Origin of the sequence: Amycolatopsis sp. NPDC026612 (assembly GCF_040638285.1) — a bacterium.
Lineage (GTDB): Bacteria > Actinomycetota > Actinomycetes > Mycobacteriales > Pseudonocardiaceae > Amycolatopsis.
In genome coordinates this window covers 1-24,884 of sequence record NZ_JBEZYB010000022.1, presented here as the reverse complement: position 1 = coordinate 24,884, position 24,884 = coordinate 1, and the positions used below count along the sequence as shown (strand labels likewise).

Annotated in this window: 24 protein-coding genes and 1 pseudogene; 17 read left to right on the top strand and 8 right to left on the bottom strand. The window is 69.9% G+C overall.

What is annotated here, in order from left to right; genetic code table 11:
- Positions 1-66: 66 nt before the first annotated feature.
- A complete protein-coding gene (locus AB0F15_RS21395; RefSeq protein WP_360272797.1) occupies positions 67-1,500 on the bottom strand; it encodes a sialidase family protein in 1,434 nt (477 codons plus the stop codon).
- Positions 1,501-1,845: 345 nt separating this feature from the next.
- Between AB0F15_RS21395 and AB0F15_RS21390 the strand changes: the two genes are divergently transcribed.
- On the top strand, positions 1,846-3,699 hold the full coding sequence (locus tag AB0F15_RS21390; RefSeq protein WP_360272795.1) for a sialidase family protein: 1,854 nt from the start codon (positions 1,846-1,848) through the stop codon (positions 3,697-3,699).
- 221 nt (positions 3,700-3,920) lie between these two features.
- The gene (locus tag AB0F15_RS21385; RefSeq protein WP_360273008.1) at positions 3,921-4,988 is read left to right on the top strand and encodes a ParB/Srx family N-terminal domain-containing protein; all 1,068 of its coding nucleotides are present in this window, start codon (positions 3,921-3,923) and stop codon (positions 4,986-4,988) included.
- 60 nt (positions 4,989-5,048) lie between these two features.
- Here the strand turns inward: AB0F15_RS21385 and AB0F15_RS21380 are convergent, their stop codons facing one another.
- From AB0F15_RS21380 to AB0F15_RS21365, 4 genes are all read right to left on the bottom strand, one after another.
- Positions 5,049-5,471, bottom strand: a complete 423-nt coding sequence (locus AB0F15_RS21380) for a YkvA family protein (protein WP_360272792.1) — start codon at positions 5,469-5,471, stop codon at positions 5,049-5,051.
- On the bottom strand, positions 5,468-6,040 hold the full coding sequence (locus tag AB0F15_RS21375) for a Chromate resistance protein ChrB (RefSeq protein WP_360272789.1): 573 nt from the start codon (positions 6,038-6,040) through the stop codon (positions 5,468-5,470). Before AB0F15_RS21375 ends, AB0F15_RS21380 begins: the two co-directional genes overlap by 4 nt.
- Positions 6,041-6,240: 200 nt before the next feature.
- Positions 6,241-7,434, bottom strand: coding sequence for a beta-propeller fold lactonase family protein (locus AB0F15_RS21370; RefSeq protein ID WP_360272786.1), 1,194 nt, complete (start codon positions 7,432-7,434; stop codon positions 6,241-6,243).
- 4 nt (positions 7,435-7,438) lie between these two features.
- A complete protein-coding gene (locus tag AB0F15_RS21365; protein WP_360272783.1) occupies positions 7,439-8,209 on the bottom strand; it encodes a polysaccharide deacetylase family protein in 771 nt (256 codons plus the stop codon).
- Positions 8,210-8,489: 280 nt separating this feature from the next.
- Between AB0F15_RS21365 and AB0F15_RS21360 the strand changes: the two genes are divergently transcribed.
- From AB0F15_RS21360 to AB0F15_RS21325, 8 genes and pseudogenes are all read left to right on the top strand, one after another.
- Positions 8,490-9,206, top strand: coding sequence for a hypothetical protein (locus AB0F15_RS21360; RefSeq protein ID WP_360272780.1), 717 nt, complete (start codon positions 8,490-8,492; stop codon positions 9,204-9,206).
- A 227-nt stretch (positions 9,207-9,433) separates the two neighbouring features.
- Entirely contained in the window at positions 9,434-10,573 is a 1,140-nt protein-coding gene (locus AB0F15_RS21355; RefSeq protein WP_360272777.1) for a hypothetical protein, read from the top strand.
- Between the two features lie 257 nt (positions 10,574-10,830).
- A pseudogene (locus AB0F15_RS21350) lies at positions 10,831-11,163 on the top strand (transposase); the annotation flags it as partial.
- A gap of 46 nt (positions 11,164-11,209) precedes the next feature.
- Positions 11,210-11,512: a hypothetical protein gene (locus AB0F15_RS21345; protein WP_360273014.1), complete on the top strand. Its 303-nt coding sequence runs from the start codon at positions 11,210-11,212 to the stop codon at positions 11,510-11,512.
- 573 nt (positions 11,513-12,085) lie between these two features.
- A complete protein-coding gene (locus AB0F15_RS21340) occupies positions 12,086-13,090 on the top strand; it encodes a beta-ketoacyl-ACP synthase III (protein ID WP_360272774.1) in 1,005 nt (334 codons plus the stop codon).
- Positions 13,087-14,448, top strand: coding sequence for an aspartate aminotransferase family protein (locus tag AB0F15_RS21335; protein ID WP_360272772.1), 1,362 nt, complete (start codon positions 13,087-13,089; stop codon positions 14,446-14,448). The genes AB0F15_RS21340 and AB0F15_RS21335 overlap by 4 nt, the downstream gene beginning before the upstream one ends.
- A 6-nt stretch (positions 14,449-14,454) precedes the next feature.
- Positions 14,455-15,618, top strand: a complete 1,164-nt coding sequence (locus AB0F15_RS21330; protein WP_360272769.1) for an acyl-CoA dehydrogenase family protein — start codon at positions 14,455-14,457, stop codon at positions 15,616-15,618.
- Between the two features lie 6 nt (positions 15,619-15,624).
- Positions 15,625-16,005: a hotdog domain-containing protein gene (locus tag AB0F15_RS21325; RefSeq protein ID WP_360272766.1), complete on the top strand. Its 381-nt coding sequence runs from the start codon at positions 15,625-15,627 to the stop codon at positions 16,003-16,005.
- A 5-nt stretch (positions 16,006-16,010) separates the two neighbouring features.
- Here the strand turns inward: AB0F15_RS21325 and AB0F15_RS21320 are convergent, their stop codons facing one another.
- Positions 16,011-16,571: a CGNR zinc finger domain-containing protein gene (locus tag AB0F15_RS21320; protein ID WP_360272763.1), complete on the bottom strand. Its 561-nt coding sequence runs from the start codon at positions 16,569-16,571 to the stop codon at positions 16,011-16,013.
- Positions 16,572-16,649: 78 nt separating this feature from the next.
- Here AB0F15_RS21320 and AB0F15_RS21315 point away from each other — a divergent pair, with 78 nt between their 5' ends.
- Positions 16,650-17,840, top strand: a complete 1,191-nt coding sequence (locus AB0F15_RS21315; RefSeq protein ID WP_360272760.1) for an MFS transporter — start codon at positions 16,650-16,652, stop codon at positions 17,838-17,840.
- A 254-nt stretch (positions 17,841-18,094) separates the two neighbouring features.
- On the opposite strand, the gene AB0F15_RS21310 is transcribed toward AB0F15_RS21315, so the two are convergent.
- Positions 18,095-19,183, bottom strand: coding sequence for a serine hydrolase domain-containing protein (locus tag AB0F15_RS21310; RefSeq protein WP_360272757.1), 1,089 nt, complete (start codon positions 19,181-19,183; stop codon positions 18,095-18,097).
- 779 nt (positions 19,184-19,962) lie between these two features.
- Here AB0F15_RS21310 and AB0F15_RS21305 point away from each other — a divergent pair.
- The gene (locus tag AB0F15_RS21305) at positions 19,963-20,454 is read left to right on the top strand and encodes a hypothetical protein (protein ID WP_360272754.1); all 492 of its coding nucleotides are present in this window, start codon (positions 19,963-19,965) and stop codon (positions 20,452-20,454) included.
- Positions 20,451-20,768, top strand: a complete 318-nt coding sequence (locus AB0F15_RS21300; protein ID WP_360272751.1) for a transcriptional regulator — start codon at positions 20,451-20,453, stop codon at positions 20,766-20,768. Before AB0F15_RS21305 ends, AB0F15_RS21300 begins: the two co-directional genes overlap by 4 nt.
- A 248-nt stretch (positions 20,769-21,016) precedes the next feature.
- Here the strand turns inward: AB0F15_RS21300 and AB0F15_RS21295 are convergent, their stop codons facing one another.
- A complete protein-coding gene (locus AB0F15_RS21295) occupies positions 21,017-21,640 on the bottom strand; it encodes a TetR/AcrR family transcriptional regulator (RefSeq protein ID WP_360272749.1) in 624 nt (207 codons plus the stop codon).
- A 105-nt stretch (positions 21,641-21,745) separates the two neighbouring features.
- On the opposite strand from AB0F15_RS21295, the gene AB0F15_RS21290 reads away from it, so the two are divergent.
- From AB0F15_RS21290 to AB0F15_RS21275, 4 genes are all read left to right on the top strand, one after another.
- Positions 21,746-22,696, top strand: a complete 951-nt coding sequence (locus AB0F15_RS21290; RefSeq protein WP_360272746.1) for an alpha/beta hydrolase — start codon at positions 21,746-21,748, stop codon at positions 22,694-22,696.
- Between the two features lie 26 nt (positions 22,697-22,722).
- On the top strand, positions 22,723-23,190 hold the full coding sequence (locus tag AB0F15_RS21285) for a cupin domain-containing protein (RefSeq protein WP_360272744.1): 468 nt from the start codon (positions 22,723-22,725) through the stop codon (positions 23,188-23,190).
- A gap of 629 nt (positions 23,191-23,819) precedes the next feature.
- On the top strand, positions 23,820-23,945 hold the full coding sequence (locus tag AB0F15_RS21280) for a hypothetical protein (RefSeq protein WP_360272742.1): 126 nt from the start codon (positions 23,820-23,822) through the stop codon (positions 23,943-23,945).
- 221 nt (positions 23,946-24,166) lie between these two features.
- Entirely contained in the window at positions 24,167-24,442 is a 276-nt protein-coding gene (locus tag AB0F15_RS21275; RefSeq protein ID WP_360272739.1) for a hypothetical protein, read from the top strand.
- Positions 24,443-24,884: the final 442 nt, after the last annotated feature.

Below are 24,884 nucleotides of genomic sequence, written 5' to 3'. Positions count from 1 at the left end.
GACCGGCTGGTGACCTCTGTACCGCCCACCTCCGTCCTGACGTGGGCGCCGGATCGGTGTTCACGATCAGAAGGCAGTCAGCGTGATTCCAGCGGACGCCTGCGACGTGGGTGTGTCCGACGAGCGGCGGGCGCCGCCGGTCAAGGGCAGGCCGCCGGTGGGAGAGAACATGCCCATGGTGAACGTCGTGCCGCTCGGGGCCGAAGCGATCGGGATCACGGGGAACGCGTTGCCCCCGGCGCGGACCGAGGTGGAGATGTAGTCGCCGAACATGCGGCCCTGGGAGGTGTTCGGGATCCAGGACAGGTTCATCGGCCCGGCCACCTGGGTGGCGGCGCCCCAGCTGGTGCCGCCGTTGGTCGAGGAGATGAACCCGACGTCGAGCCGGCAGGTCGCGGCGGTGCAGTTCGCGGTGGGGTAGAAGTAGTAGGTCAGGCCGACCCGGGCGCTCGCACCGGAGGTCGAGGGGTCGACGCCGATGCCGGGGACGAAGTGGTCGACGGTGCTGGTGGTGGCGTCGATCGGCACCCGCGTCGGGGCACCCCAGGTGGTTTCGCTGGTGGACTTGCTCAGCACGATGTCGTTGCCGGGGCAGCCGGAGCGGAACCGGCAGTCCGACCAGGCGACGTAGGCGGTGCCGGCGTTGTCGATTTCCGCGCTGGGCAAGGCTTCTTCGCGCAGGCCGCCGGCGGCGTCGTGGTGGCTGATGCTCGAGACGAGGACGGTGGAACGCCAGCTGGCGCCGCCGTCGGTGGAGCGGAACGAGCGGATCTGGTCGTTCAGTGAGAGGTAGGGCACGAGGACGGTCCCGTTCGGCCGGACGACGGGCTGGCCGCCGAGGCCGGTGGCGCTGTCGCCGGTGGCGCGGGCCGGGCCCCAGGTGAGGCCGCCGTCGCTGGAGGTCTTCATCCGGATCGAGTCGCCGGAGCTGGTGATGTCGTACTGGGTGTAGCAGTTGCCGAAGAACGGGCTGGTCGTGGTGTTGTCGCAGACGATCCAGTTCTTGTCCAGCGAGCCGGTGGCGGTGGTGACGGGGTTGCCGAAGGTCTTGCCGCCGTCGGTGGAGCGGCTGGTGAGGACCGGCTCGCCGGTGGGGCAGTTGACGCCGAGGGAGGAGATCAGCCAGACGTTGTGCTTGGCGTCGAAGGCGACGGCGGCGTCGCTGATCTGGCCGCAGGGGCCGCCGGTGTTGGCGGTGGTGCCGGGCAGGAAGCCCTGGGTCCAGGTGGCGCCGCTGTCGGTGGAGGTGGCGAAGCCGATGTCGGACGACCCGCCGCCGGAGACGCGCCCGACCTGGAAGGCCGAGACGATCGTGGAGCCGAACGCGAACGTGTCCGGTTCGACCTCGGTCCGGTGCTGGGCTTGGGCGTCGGTGAACGGATCGGCGCTGACCTGGGTCACGGCGACGTTCGCGGACGCGGACGTCGCGGACACCAGCAAGCCACCAACCACGACGGCCGGCAGCAGGGTGGCGGTGAGGATTCTTCGGGAAAGCGGCATGGCGCGTTCACCTTCTCCGGTGATATGCGGCAGTGAGGCGGGCAGCGGGGTCGCCGCTGCGGGCCATGACGACTGTCGATCCAGCCACTCGGATCGGATGCTGTAAAGGGGTCTCCACCGATCCAGACCCGTTCGGGGGCGGCCGAACGGCGCAAGATTTGGCCGTGCGCTTACTTGCTCCCGTGTGGACAGTGGACACCTCGGTAACGACCGGGCGTTTCGGGACGACCATTCCCACGGCGGCCAAGGCACGGTCGATTCCGTGTGGCTGACCGCAAACCGGAAATACCGGTCAAAAGAGGGAGTACGCCCGTGTCGCGTCCCCGCACCATTTCCGTGATCAGTGTGACGATTCTGAGTACGGCCGCGCTCGGCGTGTTCGCCGTGGCCCCGGCCGCCGCGCAGCCGTTCGGCTACCACCAGCTCAACCCCGTGCAGCAACGCCACGTCTCCGGGCTGCTGTCCACGGTCCTCAACGGCGAAGACCCGGCCAACGCCGCCCGCGCGCTGGTCCCGAACCGGGCCACGCCCTCGGCCGCCGCGCCGTGCGCCAATCGGTTCGGTGCGAATATCAAGGTCAACCAGAACTGCCTGAACCTGACCGACCCCGATCTGCAGGGCCGCGCCCAGGCCCAGAACGAGACCTGGGCCGCCGCCGATCCGAACAACGCCGGCCACGTCATCGCCACCTACAACGACTACCGCCGCGGCGACGGAACCTGTGGCGTCAGCTACTCCCTCGATGGCGCCCGGACCTGGGCCGACGCGACCACGCCGAACGGCTTCAGCCGCGGCACCGACTTCGGTGGCGCACCGCGGGAGTACTGGCAGTCCGGCGGCGACACGTCGGTGGCCTGGGACTCCCGTGGCAACGCCTACCTGTCGTGCCAGGTGTTCAACCGCGGCAGCGCCGTGTCGCCGAACCCGGACCAATCGAGCGCGTTCCTGGTCTTCCGCTCCACCGGCACCAACGGCGCGTCCTGGAACTTCCCCGGACGGCCCGTCGCCACCCACGACGACACTGCCGGCGCCGGGAACTTCCTGCTGGACAAGCAGTTGCTGACCGTGGACAGCAACCCGCGCAGCCCGTTCCGCGACCGCGTCTACGTGTCCTGGACGACCTTCGCCGACGACGGCACCGGCTACATCTACGAGGCCTACTCCGCCGACTACGGCGAAACGTTCTCCGCGCCGGTCCTGGTCAGCTCCGACACGGCGTTGTGCGCCAACCCGCTCGGCTTCCCGACCCCGCGGGGCCGGTGCAACCAGAACCAGGACTCGCAGCCGTTCGTCGGCCCGGACGGCGCGTTGTACGTGGTGTTCAACAACTTCAACAATGCGACCGCGAACCCGGCGGACAACCACAACCAGGTCCTGCTGGCCCGCTCGGCCGACGGCGGGCAGACGTTCTCCACCCCCGTGCTCGTCGGCAGCTACCACGAGCTGCCCGACTGCGCGACCTACCAGAACGGCCAGGACCCCGGCCGAGCCTGTATCCCGGAGAAGGGCCCGTCGGCGAACTCGGTGTTCCGCGCGAGCAACTACCCGATCGGCGGCGTCGACCCGCGGAACCCGCGCCGCGTCCTGGTGACCTACGGCTCCTACATCAGCCGGAACTCCAACGAGGCCACCGGCTGCACGCCGACCGGGTTCAACCCCGCCACCGGCATCAACACCTACACCGGGGTGAAGAACGGCACCTGCAACAACGACATCGTGCTGTCGACGTCGACGAACGCCGGCGCCTCGTTCGCCGGCGGCACCACCGACGTCCGGCAGTTGCCGGTGGTCACCGCCGCACCCGGCCAGGCGCGGACCGACCAGTTCTGGCAAGGCGCCGCGTTCAGCCCGGACGGCACCTTCACGGTCAGCTACTACGACCGCCAGTACGGCGCCGACGAGACCACCGGCTTCTCCGACATCACGGTCTCCACCGGGTTCTCCCCAACCCGAGCGACGTCGAGCAGCATGCCGCCGCCGACGCAGTTCACCGGCACCTTCTACGGTGACTACGCCGGAATCGCCGTCACGGCCCGCACCGCCTACCCGGTCTGGTCGGACACCCGCCCACCGGACCTGTTCCTCTGCCCCGGCACCGGCGCGCCCGGCACCCCGCCGCGCACCTGCCAGGCCGGCGCACCGAACGCGTCGATCGCCAACGACGAGGACATCTATACGAACAGTGTCGGCATCCGCTGACAACGTCCCGAGTGGGTCACCTGCGGCCGCAGGTGACCCACCGGTCGTTCACGTGACCTCAACTCGAAGCTGCCACTGGCTTGGGGCGGTCCGTGGGGCAGTCGCAGCGCCTCGCTCGTCAGTTCACGGGGGAGTCGCCGGATGGCCACCTGGGTGTCGAGCGGTGTTCCCTGGAGCACCGCAGGATCTCGGCGATGTCCCTCCCACTCCCTGGGGTGAAGATGCGTACTCGCGCCAAGTTTGGCCGGTTCCTCGCGGTCGTCGTCGCGGCGGCTGCCGGTGCCGGGCTGATGAGCTCGGCTGCGGCGGCCGCCCCGGGTGCGCCGGGCAGCCGGCCGGCGTTCTGCGGTCACGACCACCGGTCGAGGCCGTCCGCGGGGTACTTGTGCGCCGAGACCGGTGACCTGCTCGACGTGCGGATCGGGGACGTGCGCCCGACGCAGCCGTCGCTGGGCTACGACGAGGTCTACTCCAAGCTGGGTCGCTACACGCTCGGCAAGGACACGGTCGACAAGAAGTTCGACGACTGGTGCGAGGCCGACGGCCGGATTGCCGCGGCGTCGGTGTCGCCCGGAGCGCGCCTGGACGATCCGTCCTCGTTCACCTGCCGGCTGGCCGTCGGCGCGGAGACGCCGGACAGCGTGGCGGCGATGAAGACGGTGGTCATCGGGCCCTGTGGTGAGCCGTTCCTGACCGACGGGCACCACACGCTGACCTCCTTCGCCGAGACCCCCGACGGCGGGCTGAACCTGCACGTCCGGTTGCGGGTGCTGGCGAACTACAGCACGCTGACCCGCCGCGACTTCTGGGCGCGGATGCAGGAGCACAAGTGGGTGTGGCTGCGCGATGCAGACGGCAACCCGATCACCGTGAACAAGCTCCCGAAGTCGGTCGGGCTGGCCCACTTCGGCGACGACCGGTTCCGCGGCCTGCTCTACTTCGGCCGCGACATCGGCTATGCGCAGAATGACCTGCCGTTCCAGGAGTTCTATTGGGGCGACTGGCTGCGCGACGCCAAGCCGGTCGCCCTGGGCACGGGGAACTCCGGTGACCTGGTCGGCTACCTCGCGACGGTCAAGTCGGTCACCCAGGCGATGGTCGCCTTGCCCAAGGACACCGTGGTGGACAGCGGCTTCACGGCCGCGGACCTCGACGCCCTGGGCGCGTGGAACGACGGCGCGGCCGAGGCCAAGGGCGAGTTCGGCAAGCTGAGCAAGCCCTACACCGACGCCAAGCCCGGCAAGCTCGCCTACGCCCTGGAGTACAAGAAGGTCCACGGCCTGGGCTGATTCCCCTCAAGCGGTCGTCGTCGTGGTGGAATCGTCGGTGTCACCTCTCGCTTCGAACGCCTACCGCGAGGACCGGCGCAAGCCGGTGAGCCGGGTCAGCGCGTCGAAGCCGTCGTCGGTGCCGGGCCAGTGGGCGCGGACGGCGTCGAGTCCGGCGCGGCGGACGACACTGCGCAGGACGGCGGTGACGATGATGGCGTCGTCGGCGTAGCCGAGGACGGGGATGAAGTCCGGCACCAGGTCGATGGGCAGCGCGAGGTAGGCCAGCAGCAACCCGAGCCGGACCCGGACGCCGCGGGGAAGTGTCTTGTCGGCGGCCAGGCGCCGGATGAGCCGCAGGACGTCCGGCAGCAGCCGCAGCGCCTCCCGCAGGCGCCCACCGCGCGGCCGGATCACGAGCAGCGCCACGATCAGGACGAGCCAGGTCAGCAGCAGTGCGCAGCCGACGCCGATGAGCAGGTCCCCCCAGAACGAGCCGGTCATTTCTCCTTCACCGCCCGCAGCCGGGGGGCCTCGGCGTGCAGGGCCGCTTCCTCGAAGGCCGCCAGCTCCTCGGCGGCCTGCTCCACCGCGTCGCGGGCGGCCTGGCCGGCGGGGGCGTCGAAGTAGTCCCGGGCGGCGACCTTGCCCATCCAGGTGCGGAAGCGCTGCAGGTCGGCCTCGGACTCCTCGACTTCGGCGTAGGTGGCGTTGCCGCGCGCCTGTTCGTCCGCGAGTTCCTGCCGCAATCCGGGAAGGCGCTCGAGGACCTCGGCGTACTCGGTGTCGCGGGCCGCGTTGAGCTCGGCGATCACCGCCTGTTCCTCGGCCGGGTCGGTGAAGGCCATCGGCAGCACCCGGGCCGTGCCGCCCTGGTGGCGGACCCGGTCGACCAGGCGGCGGATCTCCCGCACGACCGGCGGCCGGGCGGGCAGCAGGCACACCGACTGCTGCAGGTAGAGGGCGCCGAGCGAGCGAAGTTTCCGCCACACCTGCACCCGCAGCGAGTCCGGCGCGCTCGCGGTGGACACGCTGATGACCAGCCAGCCCCGGCTGTCTGGTTCGATGCTCACATCGCGAGGTTACATCCGTAACATTGGATGGTCCAGTTGTAACGACCGCAGGCGAGCGGCGGGGAGTCAGGCCTGTTCACCGAGTTCTGGGCCGCTGTTGCGCGGTTGTCGGCGCTCGTGGTGACCTCGTCGGGCTGAAGCCTGAGCGGGCGCCCGTTCCCTCGGCTGCCCGCCGCACCCGTCTCCGTGGTTGCGGTGGCTCATCGGGTGATGCCGGTGTGGCCCAGGGAATATCGGCCCGGCTGTGGCCAGACGCACAGGCCGTGCGGCTCGTTCCCGACGGGGATCTTCGCCAGCAGCGTTCCATCCTTTGTGGACAGTACGTACACCACCCGGTCGTAGCGGCCGGACAGCCAGAGCTGGGTGCCGTCGGAGGTCACGTTGCCCATGTCCGGGCTTCCGCCGCCCGGGATGTGCCAGGTCGTGACCGGCGCGCCGGTGTAGGCGTCGAGCACGCTGACACTGCCCTCGTGGCGGTTGGTCACATACAGCTGCTTCGCGTCCCGTGACAAGTAGAGCCCGTGCGCGCCGCGGCCGGTCGGGATGAAGCGGAGCACTTTCGTCGCCGCGCCGTCGAGGACCCAGAGGCCGTTCGCGTCGGAGTCCGCGATGTAGTAGACCGAGCCGTCCGGGGCGAGCTTGATGTCCTGTGGGCCCATTTTCGTGTTGCGGTGCGGCATGTCGATCATCCGCAGCAGGTGGTGGGAAGCCACGTCGACCACCGCGACGCGGCCGGCGAACTCGCACGTGAAGACGGCCGTGCGCCCGTCGGGGGAGAAGTCCGCGTGGTCGATGCCCGCGCACTCCGGAGCCGGGGTTTCGTCGTGGACCTGCCAGGTGTGCGGGTCGTACCAGACCAGCTTGCGCAGCCGTTCGGCCACCGAGATCGCGTACTGCCCGTCCGGGCTGAAGTACATGTTGTACGGGTCCACGACCGGGAACGCCTGGCCCGGCAGCCCGGTCTTCGGGTCGAACGGCAGCACGTGGTCGCCGCGGTCGTCGGTGGCGTAGAGCGTGCGCAGGTCCCACGAGGGCACCACGTGCTGCAGTTCCTTGCCCGCCGGGTACTTCGCGACGACGCGGAAGGTCGCCGGGTCGATGACCCAGACGTCGCCGGAGCCGCTGTGCGGCACGTAAACCAGGGGCTTGTCGCCGGCGACCGCGGGAGAGAGCATCCCGGCGCCCGCCGCCGCATCGACGTCGTGCGGGTCCGGGACGCCGGGCATGCCGGGCAGCGGGTTCAGCGCCGGGACCGGCGGAGTGGGCACGTGCGGCACGGACGTGCCCGGGCCGCCGGACATGCCCGGCATCCCGGACATGTCCGAGCCGGTGCCCGGCGAGCAGCCGGCGGCGAGGACGAGACTGAAGACCACGGCGGTCAGCCGGACGCGCATCCGCTTACGCCAGCAGTTCCGACGCGGTGACCGGGGTGAGGCCACGGGCCGCCAGTGCGGTCAGGATGCCGGGGAGCGCGGCCACCGTGCCCGGGTGGCCGAGGTGCATGCTGATCACGCTGCCCGCGCGGGCCTTCGCCACCGCGGCGCGGATGGCGGCCGGCCCGGGGTCCTTCCAGTCCAGGGAGTCGATGTCGTAGGACAGCACCCGGGCGTAGCCTGCCTTGCCGGCTTCGGCGAGTTCCTCGGGGGTGGCGTGCTGGCCCTGGGACTGGCGGAAGAAGTTCCCCGGCGAGCCGGTCAGTTCGGCGAGTTTGTCCCGGCACCGCTGGATTTCCGCGTACATCGGCTCCGCCGCGTACCCCGCGAGCGCCGGGTGGCTCCAGGTGTGGTTGCCCAGTTCGTGGCCGCCGTCGCGGACCATCCGGGCGGCGTCCGGGTGCTCGGCGAGCCAGGTGCCGACCGCCAGCACGGTGATCCGGGCGCCGTGCTGGTGCACGACGTCCAGCACCTGGCGGGTGACCTGCGGGTCGCCCGCGCCGTGGAACGTCAGCGCGACCTGCGGCCGCCCCGACGAGGAGCGGACGAATTCGGTGGCCGGCCCCTTCGGGTGCGGCGAGGGAGCCGGTGGGGGTGTGCTCGACGGCGGCGGCACCGCCTGCGGCGGGGTGGAACCGACCGGAGCCGGAGTTTGCCCGGGTGCCGAGCACGCGGCCAGCGCGGCGGCGCCCAGCGTCACCCCGAACAGGCGGCGCCGGGTCAGCGGGTCGTGCACAAAACCTCCCCTACGACGGACGGCGCCGACCTTGGCGCAAACCCGCTGTGAAAACGCTGAGAGACCTCCGGCGCCCGTGACACCTCCCCGGGGAAGAGTGGCGGTATACCCCTCCCCGCCCGCCGGGTGGGGCGACGACTATTGCCGGCCTCACGAGCAGACGCCGTCCGGAGGGCGGCCTGCGTGTGCCGTCGGCGGCGGTCCGGGGCGCCGGAGGCTAGGCTGGCGGCCCGCCGAACAAGGGCCGGTCAGCGGCCGTTCCCGAGGAGTCACCGCCGTCATGTCAGCCGATCGGGTCGCGGCCCGCACCCGTCATCCTCGTCACCAGCGCCGCGGTGAGGCGCGGCTGCCGGCCGCCATCGCGACTCTCGTGGCCATCACCCTCTACCTCGCGCTGCCGGAACAGCTGCTGGTCGCCCCGCGGTTCGTGGTCCCGGCGCTGGAGATCGTGCTGCTGGTCCCGCTGATCGCGATCAACCCGCGGCGCGTCACCCGGCAGACGCGGTTTTCCCGGGTGGTGTCCCTGGCGCTGGTCGTGGTCATCGGCGTCACCAACCTGGGGGCGCTCGGGCTGCTCATCCACGACCTGGTCGCCGGCGCGGCCGGCAGTGGCCAAGCCCTGCTGCTGGGTGCGCTGCAGGTGTGGCTGACGAACGTGATCGCGTTCGGCCTGGCCTACTGGGAGCTGGACCGCGGCGGCCCGGTCAAGCGCACCCAGGCCGCCCGCGCCGACCTGCCGCTGGCCGACTTCCGGTTCTCCCAGGACGAGAACGACGACGCCGTCGAGGAGGTCGCCGAGGGTTCCAGTGTCAAGTCCGACTGGGTGCCGACCCTGGTGGACTACCTGTACGTGTCGGTGACCAATTCGACGGCGTTCAGCCCCACGGACACGATGCCGCTGTCGTCGCGGGCGAAGGTGCTGATGGCGGTGCAGAGCGTCGCGGCGCTGCTGACGTCGCTGCTGGTCATCGCCCGCGCGGTCAGCGTGCTGAAGTAGCCCCTGCGCCCCAGCGGGCGGCGCCGGGCCGCCGGCCGAGGCGGTCCGGATCAGCAGGCCTGATAGCTCGGTCGTCTCTTTCATATGGTTGCGACGGCCGTACCCGGTGCTCCGGCCGGGCGGTAGCGCCGAAGGAAGCCGGTGGTCAAGCCGGGAACCCGCCGAGCTCCCTTCGGAGACCGGGGAAAGGCTCGAGCACGACCGCCCAGCGTGCGCCGGAGGCCCTGGTGGTGGGCCTGCTGACCGATGACGGGTTGCCCGGGCAGCTCGCCGGGAGAATCGCGGACGGCCTGCCCGCCCGCCTGGCCCGTGACCTGGGCGAGGAGACGGACTGGCGTGTCGAGCACGAGACGCAGTCCCTTCCGCTGAACGAGGAGACGACCTGGCGCGTCGAGCACGAGACGCAGTCCCTTCCGCTGAACGAGGAGGGGGACATTCCCATGCTGGACCTGGCGCAGCAGCGCCGGGTCGAACACGGCTGGGACCTGCTGGTGCTGATCACCGACCTTCCGCGGCGGGCCGGGACGGTCCCGATCGCGTCGGACTACCACGGCGTGGCGATGGTGTCGCTGCCCGCGCTCGGTGCCCTGCGGCTGCGCGGCCGGGCGTCCCGGCTGGTCGTCCACCTGGTCCGGCACTTGGTGGCGCACCGCTCGGAGAAGGAGGCTGATCCACCGCGGGGGGTCCTGGACCGGCTGCGGGAGCTGGTGGCGCCGACGCGGCACATCCGCGGCCGTGGCGCCGCGGACGAGCACCTGGCCTTGGTGGGGGTGCGCGGCCGCCTGCGGCTGCTGGCGGGGATGATCCGGGACAACCGTCCGTGGCGGCTGGTGCCCAACCTCGCCGGTGCGACCGCGGCCGCGGCGGCCACGGCTGCGTACGGCATCATCACCACGTCGTTCTGGAAGCTGGCCGAAGCCCTGCCCGCGCTGCGGCTGGCCGGGATCACGGTTTTGGCGATCGTGGTCATGGCGGGTTGGCTGGTGGTGCACAATCATCTGTGGGATTCGCCGTCCGAGCATCTGGATCGGCGGAAAGCGCTGTTGTACAACGCTTCCACCGTGTTGACGTTGTCGATCGGGGTGGCTTGCATGTACGTCATCCTGTTCGTGCTGGCGCTGGTGGCGTCGGTCGTCCTGATCGAAGGCGTCTACTTCGGGCAGGTCCTCGGCCATCCGGCGGGGCCGGCTTCGTATTTCAAGCTGGTGTGGCTGTCGGCTTCCGTGGGTATCGTCGCGGGGGCGGTGGGGTCGAGTGTCGAAGACGAGGAACGCGTCCGCCGGGCGACCTACAGCCGGCGTGAGCGGGAGCGGCAGCAGCGCAACCGTGAGCGGGCCGACGAGGCCGAAAGCGGCGGTGACGACTGAGCGCACGCGGGTGCCGGTCAGGGTTTGAGGACGAGCACGGTCGGTTCGAGGATCAGGTGGCGCCGGACGGCGTGCCCGGCTACGTCCTCGGCCGCTCGGCTCGCGGTTAAAAGTTCACCCGTGCGGAAAGCCGCGGATTCGGCTCGACTCCACGGCTTTCCGCATATCTGCCACGCCGACCTGGTCGAGCTCCTCGACGCCGATGGCGCGCTCGCCGAAACGACCCGGGACCGGCTCACCGGCGATCTCGCCCGCCAGTGGGGTGTGAGCAGGGGCAGAAGCCGTTGTCGATCGTGCTGACCGCCGGGCAGCGTGGCGACAGCCCGCAGTTCGTTCCGGTCCTGGCCGGGATCCGGGTGCCCCGGCTGACCGGTGGTGGGTGGTCCCGCACTCGTCCTGATCGGGTGCTGGCCGGCAAGGCTTACACCTCGAAGGCCAACCGCGCTCACCTGCGGGGTCGTGGGATCAAAGCCACTATTCCGAGCAAGGCCGATCAGGACGCGCATCGCAAGGCCAAGGGATCGAAAGGTGGTCGGCCACCGGCCTTCGATGCCGAGATCTACAAGCAGCGCCATGCGGTGGAGTGCGGTATCAACAAACGCCACCGTGGGGTGGCCACCCGCAGACCTCACCCCCATGCCGGCCACCGACACGCCCAACAGCACCGGCTCAGCTCAACTTGCACGAGACGACTTCGCTGCAGACCCTGGCGCCGCCAACCGCTCTGCGCCCTTCAGGCCCGGTGCGGCCCGCGACTCCCTGTCGAACAACGACAAGCCGCTGACGGACCGGCTGTCCAGCCGCGAGCGGGAGGCGATGGAGCTGACCGTGCGAGCGATGAGCAACGTCGGCCACCTGAACACTTCCGAAGCCACGGTGAAACGCCACCTGTGCAAGGTGTTCGGCAAACCGGCGCAGTCTCCCGCATCGACGCGGTGAACAAGTACTACAAGACGGACCCCAGACGCACGCCACGGCGGCCCGAGGGCGACCCCCGCTGGTCGACGAGCGGCCCGGCCGGGCCGCCCACGCCGGCGCGGGCTGAACGGTGCTCATGCTCGCGGCCGCAGCCGGGTTGGACGAGATCCTCGGTCGCCATCGCGGCCGGCCGGTCACCACTCCCGGCTCGACGCCCGTATCGGTTGGCCGGGCCGGCGACCGCAAGCCGATACGAAACCATCATCGATTCGTTTTCTGTCATACGAAAATCGCACTTGCACTTATTGGATGCGCAACGCTGTCCATGACATGTCCTCCTGGGCCGATCGAGTGAACATCCAATGGCGTCGTTTTCCTCTGTGCATGCCGGGTACTTTGCGGACAGGGGAGTGAATCAATGGGGGACGGGGGTCAGAGCGCAAGCTTCCTTCAGCGCGTCGTAAGTGACGACTGGCGGGTTGTCGTCCACGCGTTTCCGAATTTCGCATTCAATCCGACCCGGGATGGTGCTCGTTTTGCAGTGCCCGAAATTCCGTGATGTCGTCTTGGATGTAACAAAAAAAGGAGTTGAGTATGCCTGGATGTTCTACTGGAGTTCTGGCGACCGGTTCTTACTTGCCAAAATCGACAATGGGCAACGAGGTGCTGGAGAGGTCACTCGGCCTCTCGCCGGGCTGGATCGAGGACCGGACGGGAATTCTGGAACGGCGTGTCGCGGACAGTTCCGAAGCCACGTCTGACCTGGCCACGGCGGCTGCCAGGCGGGCGTTGGACGCCGCCGGGGTGCGACCCGACGCCATCGGCCTCATCATCGTGGCGACGTCCACGCCGGACATGCCGCTGCCCGCGACGGCGTGCCAGGTGCAAGCCAACTTGGGCGCTTCGAATGCCGTCGCCATGGATATCGACGCGGTGTGCACCGGTTTCGTGTATGCGCTGGACGTGGCACACAAGATGATGCTCTGTGAGCCCGCCTTCGATTATGCGCTGGTCATCGGCGCCGACACCTATTCGCGCATCCTGGATTACCGCGATAGGCGCACGGCGGTTTTGTTCGGTGACGGTGCCGGGGCCGTGGTGCTGGGCCGATCGGAGACGGCGGCGTCCATCGAGTACTCGCGGCTGGGCAGCGACGGGACGAAGGTCGATTACGTGCAGATTCCCGCCGGCGGTAGCCGGGATCCGCTGTCCGCGGACACGCTCGCTTCGGGTGACCACTTCTTCAAGATGGACGGCCGATCCGTCCGCGAATTCGTCGAAGAACGGCTGCCGCAGATGATCGACGGCGTCATGCGGGCGTGTGCCATGAACGTGTCGGAAGTCGACCTGTTCGTCCCGCATCAGGCCAACGGCCGCATCCTGGTCGACGTCGCCAAGGAGGTCGGCTTCCTTCCCGACCAGGTCGCTCTGACGGTGGACCACTACGGCAACACCGGGGCTGCGTCGATTCCGGTCACGCTGGACCACGCCGTGCACGAGGGACGCGTGCTGCCGGGTGATCGGGTACTGCTGGCCGGGTTCGGCGGCGGCATGACGTGGGGCACGACGCTGCTCACCTGGGGTGGTGGCCGGTCATGACGGTGGCACAGCAGTACGCGGACCGCACACGCCTGTCTCGCAAGCACTTCGAGGAGACGGCGCACCTGATCCCGGCGGGAGCTACGCGCAGTCTCAACGCCTGGCCGCCGCACCCGGTGTATGTCAAGGCCGGCTCGGGGGTGCGGCTCACGGACGTGGACGGCAACGTCTACCGCGACTTCCTGGCCAACTACACCGCGCTGCCGCTCGGGTACGCCGATCCGGACGTGACTGCGGCGCTGGCGGCGCAACTGGGCTCGGGCACGGCGCACTCGTTCTCCGGGGCAGCCGAGCGGGACCTGGCACAGCGGATCGTCCAACGGGTCGCGTCGGTGGACAAGGTGCGCTTCACCGGGTCAGGCACGGAGGCGGTGATGTTCGCGTTGCGGCTGGCACGGGCGTTCACCGGGCGCACGGCGATCGCCAAGGCCGAGGGCGGGTACCACGGCACCACCGATGAGGTGATGATCAGCGTGCGGCCGCCGCTGGACGCAGCGGGCGACGCGCGGTCACCGCTGCCGGTACCGGAGATGGCGGGCATCTCGCCGTCGCGGCTGCAGGAGACCGTCGTGGTGCCGTACAACGACGTCGACGCGTCCGAGGAGATCATCCGGCGCAACGCCGACCGCATCGCCGCGCTCATCCTGGAGCCCGTGCTGGGTGTAGGAGGCATGATCCCGGCCGAACGCGAGTACCTGGCCGCGATGCGGGCACTGTGCGACGAGCTGGGCATCGTCCTGGTGTTCGACGAGGTCATCACGCTGCGCTTGGCGGTGGGCGGCGCGCAGCAGGCGTACGGCGTGACGCCGGATCTGACCACCATGGGCAAGATCATCGGCGGCGGTCTGCCGATCGGCGCGTACGGCGGCCGGGGCGACATCATGGCGCTGCTGGAGCCGCGCGGCGGCACCGACGTCTACGACCCGCGCTCCGGCGGTCCCGCGCTGTACCAGGGCGGGACGTTCACCGGCAACGCGCTCAGCCTGACCGCGGGCATCGTGACACTGGACAAACTCGACGCCGCCACCATCGCCGCTCTCGACGCGATGGGTGGTCTGCTGCGTGAGCGGGTGTCGGCCGCGGTCGCCGGAGCGCCGGTGCCGGTCGCGGTGACGGGAACCGGGTCGCTGTTCAACCTCCACGTGGGTGTCGAGCGGGTGGAGGTCTTCCGCGACACCCGCTCGATCGACGCCGAGTTGCAGCACGCGTTGTTCCTGGCGCTGCTGAACAGGGGCGTGGTCCTCGCGCCCCGAGGCATGGGCTGTGTGGCGACGTGCACCACCACCGACGACGTCGAACAGTTCGCGGCCGCCGTGGCCGACTCCCTGACCGACATCTCGCAGAGCAGGAAGGGCTGAACCCCAGTGCAAATCACATGGACGCAGGAGCAGCGCGAGCGACGCGAGAAGTTTCGGCGGTTCGGCGCCGAGCAAGTGGCACCCGGCGCGGCGGAGCGGGACCGATCGGGGACGTTCCATTCCGATTCGTGGAAGGCACTCGCCGACGAGGGGTTCTGGACCGCGCACGTGCCCGTCGAGCACGGTGGCGAGGGCGGGTCGCTGTGGGACTTCCTGGCGGGGCTGGAGGGCCTGGCGCTCGGAGCGGACGACTCCGGATTCGTCCTGACCGCCGTGGCACACGCCGGCTTGGTGCACGTGCTGCTGGAGCACGGCACCACCGAGCAGAAGGCCCGGTTGTTGCCGCCGCTGATGTCGGGCGCGGTGGGGGCGACCGCGGCCACCGAGCCGACGGGCGGGTCACACGTGGCCGCCGTACACACCCGCGCCACCGTCCACGACGGAGGACGGTGGCTGCTGTCGGGCGACAAGAGCCACATCACCAATGCGCCGGTCGCGGACATTCTGCTGGTCGTGGGCCGGTTGGACGGCATCGGCAAGCGTGACATCACGCTGTTCGTGGTGGATCGCGGCATGACCGGTGTGTCGACCGGCGAGCCGGAAGACCTGCTCGGGCAGCGCACCAGCCCGACCGGGCCGATCCACCTGCGCAACGTGCCGGTCACCGAGGCGAACATCGTCGGACCGGCCGGTGACGGTCTGACGACGCTGTACTCGTTCCTGGCGTTCGACCGGCTCATGTACGGCATCGTCGTGGCCTCGCAGCTGGAAGCGTTGCTGCCGGCGACGATCGCGCGCACCTCCAGCCGGCAGGCGTTCGGCACGGCCATCGGCAACCACGAATACGTCCAGGACAAAGTCGTGGCGATGCGCACGACCGTCGAGGCCTCGCGCCACCTGGCCTACGCGGCGGCGGACGCGCTGATCCGCCGCGACAGCAGCTACAACGCTCTGGCTTCGTGCGCCAAGCTGGCGGCCTCCGAAGGCGGGGTGACCTCGGCGCTGGAACTGGTGCAGATCTTCGGGCACTCCGGCTACGACCGGACACAGGGTGTGGAGCGGCGGCTGCGCGACGCGGTGGCCATCCGGATCGCCGGCGGCACCACCGAAATGCAGAAGAAGAACATCTACAAGGACGTGGTGGAGCGGTTCGCCACGCAGGGGAGCTGAGCAGGGATGGAAGGCCACACGATCGAAGGACGTGACAGCCGGGTCGTCGAAGAGGACGACTGCGCCGTCCGGTGGGGCAATGAAGGGCTCTACGTGCTGTCCACGCCGGCCATTCTGGGTGGGATGGAGCGGGTTTGCGTCGCCGCGATCGCCGCGGAGCTGGAGCCCGGCGAGATGACCGTGGGGGTGGACGTCCACCTGGAGCACCTGGCGCCGACGCCGATGGGCGACACCGTGACCTACGACGTGGTGATGAAGCGCCATGGCCGGGGAATCGACGTGGACTTCACCGTCACCGACGCCGGGGGTGTGGTCGTCAGCCGAGGCACGCACCGGCGGGCAGTCATCGACAAGCAGCGGTTCCTGGGCAAACTCGGCCGGGCCTGAGATCGTCAGGACTCGCCCTGTTGGGTGAGGCGGGCTTGGGCGCGCTTGCGGTACCTGCGGACCTTCGCGATGCTGCCGCAGGCGCGCCCGTCCGGACCTTCGGCGTACATACCGCACCAGGTGCGGCTGAGGTTGCGCGAGCGGTCGTAGAACACGCGGCGGCAGTCGGGACAAGCGCGCAGCCGCTTCCACGTGCCCGCCGCGACGGCGTCCACCACGAGCGCCAGCACGTGCTCGACGCACCGGCCGTTCGGAGGCGCGTGCCGGGGCGTCCCGGAGTCCAGCACCACCCGCAACGGGTAGCGCTCCAGCCACCGGGCCAGGTTCCGCGGCGCACCCTCGCCCAAGACGTCGCGCAAGTCGTCGCGCAGGCGGCGCAGTTCGGCCATGTCGATGGGCCGCGGCAGGACGGGCACCACCGCCGACCACGTCTTCCTGCCGCTCGCGACCTCGTCGAACAGGTCCTCCGGCTCACGCGTGCGGTGCGAGATCGACCAGCTGTTCAGCAGGCAGCGAACGGGTTCCAGCTCGGGCGGCGCGAGGTTGCGCGCGTAGGAACCGGTCATGGCCACCTCCGTCCGAATCGCGGGCTGAGTCCACCTTGTTTACCATCAAAGGTACCGTCACCGGTAACGGGAGGCATCGTGAGCGCACTGCGGACCGACGAGGCGAAGTACCGCTACCGCGACATCGTCTCGAGCCGCGGTTGGCCGGCGTGGGCCGTGGCGACAATCGGGTCCCGCCTGCCGGTGGCCATGGCACCGCTGGCGCTGGTGCTGGTCGGGCACGAGGCCAGTGGCGGCTACGCGTTCGGCGGCCTGCTGGTCGTCGCGCACACCCTGGGCGAGGCGTGCGCGGCACCGGTCGCCGGCACCCTGGTCGACAAGTGGTCACCGCGCCGCATGCTCGCGCCGTGTCTGGCCGTGGAGGCGCTGTTGTTCGTCGCCCTGGCGGTCTCGGTGACCGCGGACGCCCCGCCCGCGGTCCTGCTCGCGACAGCGGCGCTCGCGGGCGCGATTCCCGCCGGCGCGCCGGGCGGCCTGCGTTCGACGCTGACCCACGTCGTCGGCCCTGCCGCCCTGCCCCGGGCGCTGTCGCTGGACACGGTGCTCAATCAAGCCTGCTGGGGGCTGGCGCCGATCCTGGCCAGCGTGACGGCCACCCTCTTCTCACCGACCATGACCATCGCCCTCGTCGCAGCCATTCCCGCGATGGGGACGGTCGCGGCGTTGTGGCTGCCACGCACGCCCCCGCACCGCGAGGACGTGGCCAGGACGGCCCTGTGGCCGCTGGCCCGCCTGTTGGGTCGCTCGCTCCTGCTGACCGCCGTGCTCCGTCTGCTGCTGGGTGCGATGACGGTCGTCGCACCGCCGTTGTTCGAATCGGCGCTTTCGGGCGTCGCCCTGGGCGCCTACGCGATCGGCACCGGTCTGGGCAGCCTGCTCTACAGCGCCCGTCGCACGTGGCCGGGGAGCCACGAACAACAGGCCGACGTGTGCCTGGCTCTGCTGGGCGCCGTGGTCGTCTCCTGTTTTTTCTTCCAGGGCAGCACCTTCCTGCTTTGCCTCTACGGCTTGGCGGGCCTGCTGGAAGGCCCGGTAGTCCTGGCCCGGTCCCTGCACCTGGAACGAATCCTTCCCGCCGACCGCCGCGCAACGGGATTCAGTCTGCAATACGCCGCCATCGGCTGGGGCTTCGCCGCAGGCGGCCTGGTTCTCGCCGAAACCATCACCACGACCCCACCTCACATTGTGCTGGCCGCAACCGGCGCCGCCGCAGCAGCCATCGCTCTGCTGGCGTTCCTGCTGCCCTCCCGCATCGCCCGGCGATCTTGACACCGCAGCGGCGGCCCGAGAGCTCAGCGTCGCTGCCGCTCGCGGGTGGTGGCGCTGACGTTGTTCCCGCCTTGGTGCTGCCGGCCGCGCTGAGCGCGTTCTCCATCACCAAGCACGACGTCTTCACCGAGGTGGGGAGCATTGCGCGGCTCAGGTCGGCGAGGGTTCCTGAGCGCCCGCGACCGTCCGCTCACCCGTCGGTCACCTCGGCACTCGGCGTATCACCCTACGGCGAGCCGTGCCATGGGTTTTCCTTACCCGCAGAAGACTTCGTCGACGAGCTGGCGATAGCCCTGCAGCGGCGTTTGCCTGGTGGCGGTGGTCAGGGACAGTTGCAGGCGGGTGCGGCCGTCGCGGGTGACGGCCAAGAGCGTGTGGTAGCCGGGGACGTCGCCGGTATGGCCCCACACCTGCACACCGCAGGACAGCACGTTGGTGCTCAGGCCCAGGCCGTAAGCCGCGCCCGGCGCCGGCGCGGTCATCTCTGCCAGTTGTTCCGGTCGAAGGAGCCGGCCGCCGAACAGGGCTTCGGTGAAGGTGTCGAGGTCGGCGGTGGTGGAGATGATCTCGCCGGCGGCCCAGCCGACGGACGGGTTCATCGCGGTGACGTCGACGAGTGTGCCGTCGCGCGGGGTGTAGCCGTGGGCGTGCGGGCCGGGAATGGTGGTGCGGTCGCCGGGCAGGGAAGTGTCGTGGAGGCCGAGCGGGTGGATGATCCGGCTCCGGACGGCGGTGGCCCAGGATCGGCCGGTGAGGTGTTCGACGAGCAGCCCGGCGACGATGTAGTCGGTGTTGGAGTACTTCGACGCGGTGCCGGGCGGGAAGTTCAGGGGGTGGGCGGTGGCCATGGCCACCAGGTCCTGGGGGTCCCAGTGCCGCTGGAGCTCGACCGGGTCGCCGGTGAGGTCGTCGGAGTAGTTGTACAGGCCGCTGCTGTGCTGCAGCAGCATGCGGACGGTGATCCGGTCCCCGTCGGGCAGCAGTCCGGGCAGGTACCGGGACACGGTGTCGTCGAGGGCGAGCCGCCCTTCGCCGGCGAGTTGGAGGAGGACGGTGGCGGTGAAGGTCTTGGTGACGCTGGCGATCCGGAACCGCCCGTTCACCGGCACGCCGGCGGGGGAGCCCAGCCGGGCGACGCCGCTGCGGGCGGTGAACTCCCGGCCGTCGGCGGCGATTCGAACCTGCGCGCCGGCGGCTCCGGTCGTGGTCATCAGGTCCAACGCCCGGATGATCGCTTGACGGTCGGGACCGCCGATCGCCGCGGCGGTCCCGACCGTGGTGAGCGACAGTCCTGCGATGCTGGCGACGGCCAGCGCGGTGAACCTGATTCCTGGGTGTCTCAAGGAATTCTTCCTCCGAGTCGGTGAGGCAACCAGTGTTGCGGCGGAGCGCGTCCGGAGCATCCGGGATGATCCCTACCGGACCTCCCGGAGCTGCTTGTTCTCGCCAATGAGCCGCGAGCCTGGACGTGCTCGGCGGGGATCGCTTGCTGCTCGACGTCGCGGCGCGGCAGCGGTTCTCCGTCGTGCCGGCGTGAAGCCACTGGCTGTCCTGTGCGCTCTGCTTGCCGACGCACCGGAGTCAGATCGCGAAGTGCATCCATCAACTCCGCTCGGAGTCGACTCGCAGAAAATCTTCGCTGTAGCTGCGCAGAAACTTCTGCCAGCCGGGCAGGGTTACCGGTGCGTCGGGCATGCGCCAGCTGGTATCCGGGCCGATCTGCCCGTGTCAGTGGGCACGTCGTCGCGTGGCCCTGAAAGCTGCTTGTCTCATTCGACTCGAGCACCGCACACCGATGGGGCGGCGTTGATCAACCTGGACGGCCCGTCCAAACTGGAACAGCCCTTGCTCTCGGGCTCACGAATCCCTGCAGAGGCAACGCGATGGATTCGCTGGGTGGTAGACGTCGCCGGAGCCCGGTGGCGCGGTAGGCCGCGGTGGACAGCGTCGGTGCCATTCTCAGCGGTCCTGCCCTCCATCACCGCGACGGAGTTCGGGGAAGGCATGTTAGGTCGCAGGGCACGGCGTGAGATGCCCGCGCAAGCGCTCCGTCGACTACTTGCCTATTTGGAAAGAAGTGAGTACTTTCCAGGTAGGCAAGTAGTCGACGGAAGAGGCAGTCATGGACGAGCAGCAAGCAGTCGAAGCCCTGGCCGCGGTTCGGGTGCACCAGGACCGGACCCGGCGGGCGGCACGTCTGCCGTGGTGGGTCTACGTCGCGGTCTTCGTGCTGGCTGCCGGAGGCATGGCGCTCAACGACGTCATCAGTCTCAGTGGCGCGAAACTCGTCGCCGTTCTGGTTCTGGTGGTGCTGGCCGTGGTGTTCGCGACCAGCCGCGTGAACGGCCCGGCGCCGCTGGGTAGGGTGCGCGGCGTGCAGCGCCGTCAGTCGTTCGTCCCGTGGGTCTTCGGCGTCGTGGCGTTCGTCGCGGGTCTGGGCGCGTGGCTGATCTCCCGCTACGGCGGCGATGTCACCCGTGACCTCGCCGATGCAGTCGGTCTGTCCGGGTATCCCAACACTGTCGGCGGGGTGCTGTACGGTGCCGCGTTCACCGCGCTGTTCGCGCTGTCGCAGCTGCTGCTCGCGGTGGCCCAGCGGCGGCAGCCCGCATGACAGCTCCACCACCGTCCGGGCTGGACCGCCTGCTGTCGGATCCTACTCGGCTGGCGATCATGTCGGTGCTGTGTGCGGCACAGTGGTGCGATTTCGCTTTTCTGCGGGACGCGGTGTCCCTGTCGGACTCCGCGCTGTCCAAACAGTTGGCGACGCTGAAGAAGGACGGATACGTCGAGCAGCGGCGGACGTATGCCGGGCGGGTGCCGAAGACTTCGGTGCAGGCCACAGGGGAGGGCCGGCATCGGTTTCTCGGGCATGTCGAGGCGCTGCAGATGATCGTGGAGCGGACCCGCAGTCCGCAGTCCGGATAGCGGTCGAGGGTGGTCAGGTGTTGCTGCCGAAGGTGCCGATCCCCTCGGTCGGCAGGTCGAAGGCATCGTTGATCACCTGGGTTCGCCGACGACACCCGGCAAGCGGCGACCTGCCGAAGGGGTCGCGTGCTGCTGGACAGCTACACCACCGAACGTCACCCGGGGTTGGGCGCCGTCGCCGGCGGCTGGAACGACCGGGTCGACCAATGTCGCCTACCTGCGGCGCCCGGTGTGACCGCGTTGCTGCATCACGTCGACCCCGCCGGTTCAGCGGCCGGGATCCGGCCGGCCGCCCGGTTCAGGAGGCCGGCCAGGTAGATGTCGGCTTGACGGCGAGCCGTCGGCTTCCACTCCGGGACGTGGGGGAGGCCCTGTGCCAGCAACGCGCCGAAGCTGACGATGTCGGCTCTGGTCACGTCGGCCCGGATCGTGCCGTCGTCTCGTCCTTGTTCCAGGATTGAGCCCAGCGTCCGGTGGGCCTCGTCCCGGAGCGCGAGGGTGGCCTGGTCGCCGGGTGCCGGGCCACCGTGCATCGGGAGCACGAGGTCCGATCCGTGCTCGATGGTTCGTTCGAGGAAGAAGCGGATCCGCTCGATCGGTGGTCCGTCGAAGGCCGCGGCCCGGCGGGCGGTGTCCAGCACCAGCTGGAAGGACCGGTGCGTCAACGCGCCGAGCAGCGCGTCCCGCGAGGGGTAGTGGCGGTACACCGTCCCGACGCCGACGCCGGCGTCCGCCGCGATGGTGGCCATCGGGACCGCGGTCCCTTCCCGGCGGACCGCGACGGCGGCGGCCGCCAGGACGCGGTCGCGGTTGTCGGCCGCGTCCCGTCGTGGCCCCCGTCGCCGGACGACCTTGTCCTGTTCCTCGGTCACGGCACCGATCATCGCAGCTCGATGGCCCGCAGGCGTCGTTGACAGCCCTGTTAGTCGGACGATATCTTCCGTTTAAGGCGCACGAGTGCCGGGAAGAAGGACTTCGTGACATTCACCGTCGACCCTCAGGTCGCCGCGATCCTGGCGCCGATGGCCGAAGCCATGGCTGACGCACCCCACCCCGCCGTGGGCGACATCGCGACCCGGCGCGTCGCGTTGGAAGCGATGATGGCCGAGACCGCGGCGCTGCAGCCCACCCCGGCCGACGTGACGGCCACCGACTTCCACGCGGTCGCCGAGGACGGCGCGAAGGTGCTGCTGCGCTGGTACGCCAAGGACGGCGCCGCCCCGGGCTCGGCCGCGTTGTACCTGCACGGCGGCGGGATGATCCTGGGCAGCGTCGAGCTCTACGACGCGCCGATCGCCCGGTACGTGTCCGCGAGCGGCGTGCCGATGCTGGCCGTCGACTACCGGCTCGCGCCCGAATACCCCGACCCCACGCCGATCGAAGACGTCTACACCGGACTGAAGTGGCTCCACGACCACGCCGCCGAACTCGGCGTCGACCCGGCCCGGATCGCCGTGATGGGGGACAGTGCCGGTGGCGGCCTGGCCGCCGGGGTGACGCTGCTGGCCCGCGACCGCGGCGGCCCGGCGGTGGCGCGCCAGATCCTGGTCTTCCCGATGCTCGACGACCGCACGACGACGCCGGACCCGGAGCTGGTCCCGTTCGCGACGTGGACCTACGAGGACAACGTCACCGGGTGGTCGGCGCTGCTCGGTGACCGGGCCGGCGGCCCCGCCGTCTCGCCGTACGCCGCCGCGGCGCGGGCGGCCGACCTCTCGGGCCTGCCGCCGACGTACCTCGAGGTCGGCCAGCTCGACATCTTCCGCGACGAGGATCTCGACTACGCCCGGCGGCTCGGTGCGGCCGGGGTCGACGTGGAGTTCCACCTGCATCCCGGGGTGCCGCACGAGTTCGAAACGTTCGCCTGGGACACCGACGTCGCCCGCCGCGCGGTCGCCGATCGGCTGCGTGTCCTCGGTTCCCTCTGACCGTCCACTTCGAACGGAGCCGGCCGATGAGCATGGCCTACCTGGCCCAGCCCGATCAGCAGCAAAAACTGGAGTGGCTCGACGGCGGCACGCTGTCGATTCTGCTCGACGGCGCGGCCACCGACGGCCGGCTGATGGTCGGCCGGTTCGACGTCGCCAAGGGTGAGGCGCCGCCGTTTCACCTGCACACCAAGGAAGACGAAGTCTTCATGCTCATCAAGGGCACCGCGCTGGTCTGGGTGGGGGAGGAGGAGATGGAGCTGGCGGAGGGCGGCATCGTTTTCCTGCCCAAGAACATCCCGCACGCCTATCGCATCACGTCTGCGAAGGCCGACCTGCTGATGATCAACACCCCGGCGGGGATCGAGGGCATGTTCCGCCACGCCGGCCGCGACCGGGCCGAACCTCGCCCGGACGGTTTCGAGATTTCCCCGGCCCGGATGGCCGAGGCTGCGACGATGTTCGGGAACGTCATCCTGGGGCCGCCACGCTGACGGCTGGTTTCAACCCGTGATCGAGTGATGGGTGAGCCGCCCAGGGACGGTTTCGGCCTCGCATCGGCCGTCGTCCGTTGCCGGCGAGACCGTCGCGGTACTGCCGGGCCTGCCGGGACGGACCAGCGGTGGCGGATCCACTCCCGCACGCGGTGACCACCAGAGCGGCCCCGGAACACGACCAGAACCGAGAGTCCGAACAGCCCTGTCCGCAACCCCCACCTCGCTGCCGTCACTTTTGGCGTTCGCGGAGCCGGGCCACGTCCTCTACGGCAGTGATTTCCCCCAAGCACACCCGGAATGGAGCGCCCGCTTCGACCACTTCCTCGCCACCTACAACGGCCCCGGCGCGGAACGCCTGGACGACGTGCACCGCTCCGCCGCCGAGGAACTCTTTCCCCGCTTGGCAAAATAGGGTTCGAGGTCAGCGAAACGCACACACGAATGGGCACGCACCAGAAGCCTTGAACTCTCCTCGCCCAGTTGTAGCGACCGGTCGAGGCGTGATGACGGATCGATCGAAGGGCTGCTCGGCGCACTGATCCTGACCGCGTGGATTGCCGAGGCCCCCACCGGTCAGGAAGAGGCATACCTGTTGTCCCGACCGGGCAGTGACGAGTGGACCGCCCATGCCCGCGCTGCGGGCCGCCGTGCTCGTGGTCGGGACGGCACCGATGCCCGCCGGGATGGACCCGGACCTGTACACCGACCAGCATGGCGTCACCTGCCGAATCGCGCTCATCCCCGCAGCGTGAGACCTCAGTCCGCACCGGCCAACGACTACGGTCTAACCCGGCCCCGGGTGCCTGCTGACCATGTGCTGCTTGCCGCGGTCCGAACGGGTGGAGGCGCTGCATGCGGCGACACGTCCGCATGGGACTACTGGGGCGGCAGCGCCCCGGCACCCGTCCATGTGCTCGTGTTAGCCACAAGGCGCTCGGTCGCCCCCGCGCGAGGCCGAGGGCGTGCCGAGCCGGTGCGCGACGAGGTGCTGGTGCGCTGCCGGGCGGAGCGGATCGAGCCACCGGCGGCCGGCCGGGTCGACCGCATCGTGCGCTCGGCGCTGCACCAGGCCGAGCGGGCGCTGACTGCCCGGATCGTGGCCCGGCTGCCCGTCGACGTCGCCGGCGGCTCCGCGCCCCGGTCGCGCCCGGGGTCGCCCGAGAGTTGGGGATCTGAGCGCAGTCCGTGTAGGACGCCCTCGCCGCTGACGATCGACAGTGGGCAAACGCCCGAGCCGGGGCACGCCTGACCACCGAGCACATCCTCGTTACCCGGCACGGCGTGCAGCTGCCGCTCGGCGAGCAGCCGATCGCTGTGCCCTCGGCTCTGGGCGAACTACTCATGGAACTTAGCGATGGCCGTCGTGACGCCACCGCGACCGGACCGGACGACCGCACGCTGGACCCAGGACGCGGGCAACACCCGCCCCGGCTACGCCGCAGAGCTCGCGCGCCGCCGTGCAGCCCAACCTTCTTCGCAGCAGGGGTAGTCGACTCCCGACCACACAGCCCTGAAGTCGGCAGCACACAATGCCGAGCGTCGTCGGTCGACGCGCTGCATCCCGCAAAGGGCGTTCTTCTCGACGGCGGGTGCTCATGTCAACGCTTCGGGAACTTTGACCCCGGGTGGTCTCTGGAAAATTGACCCCCTGCGCGGTGTTGTTGTCTAGTTCTGGTCGGTGTTTTGCTGCT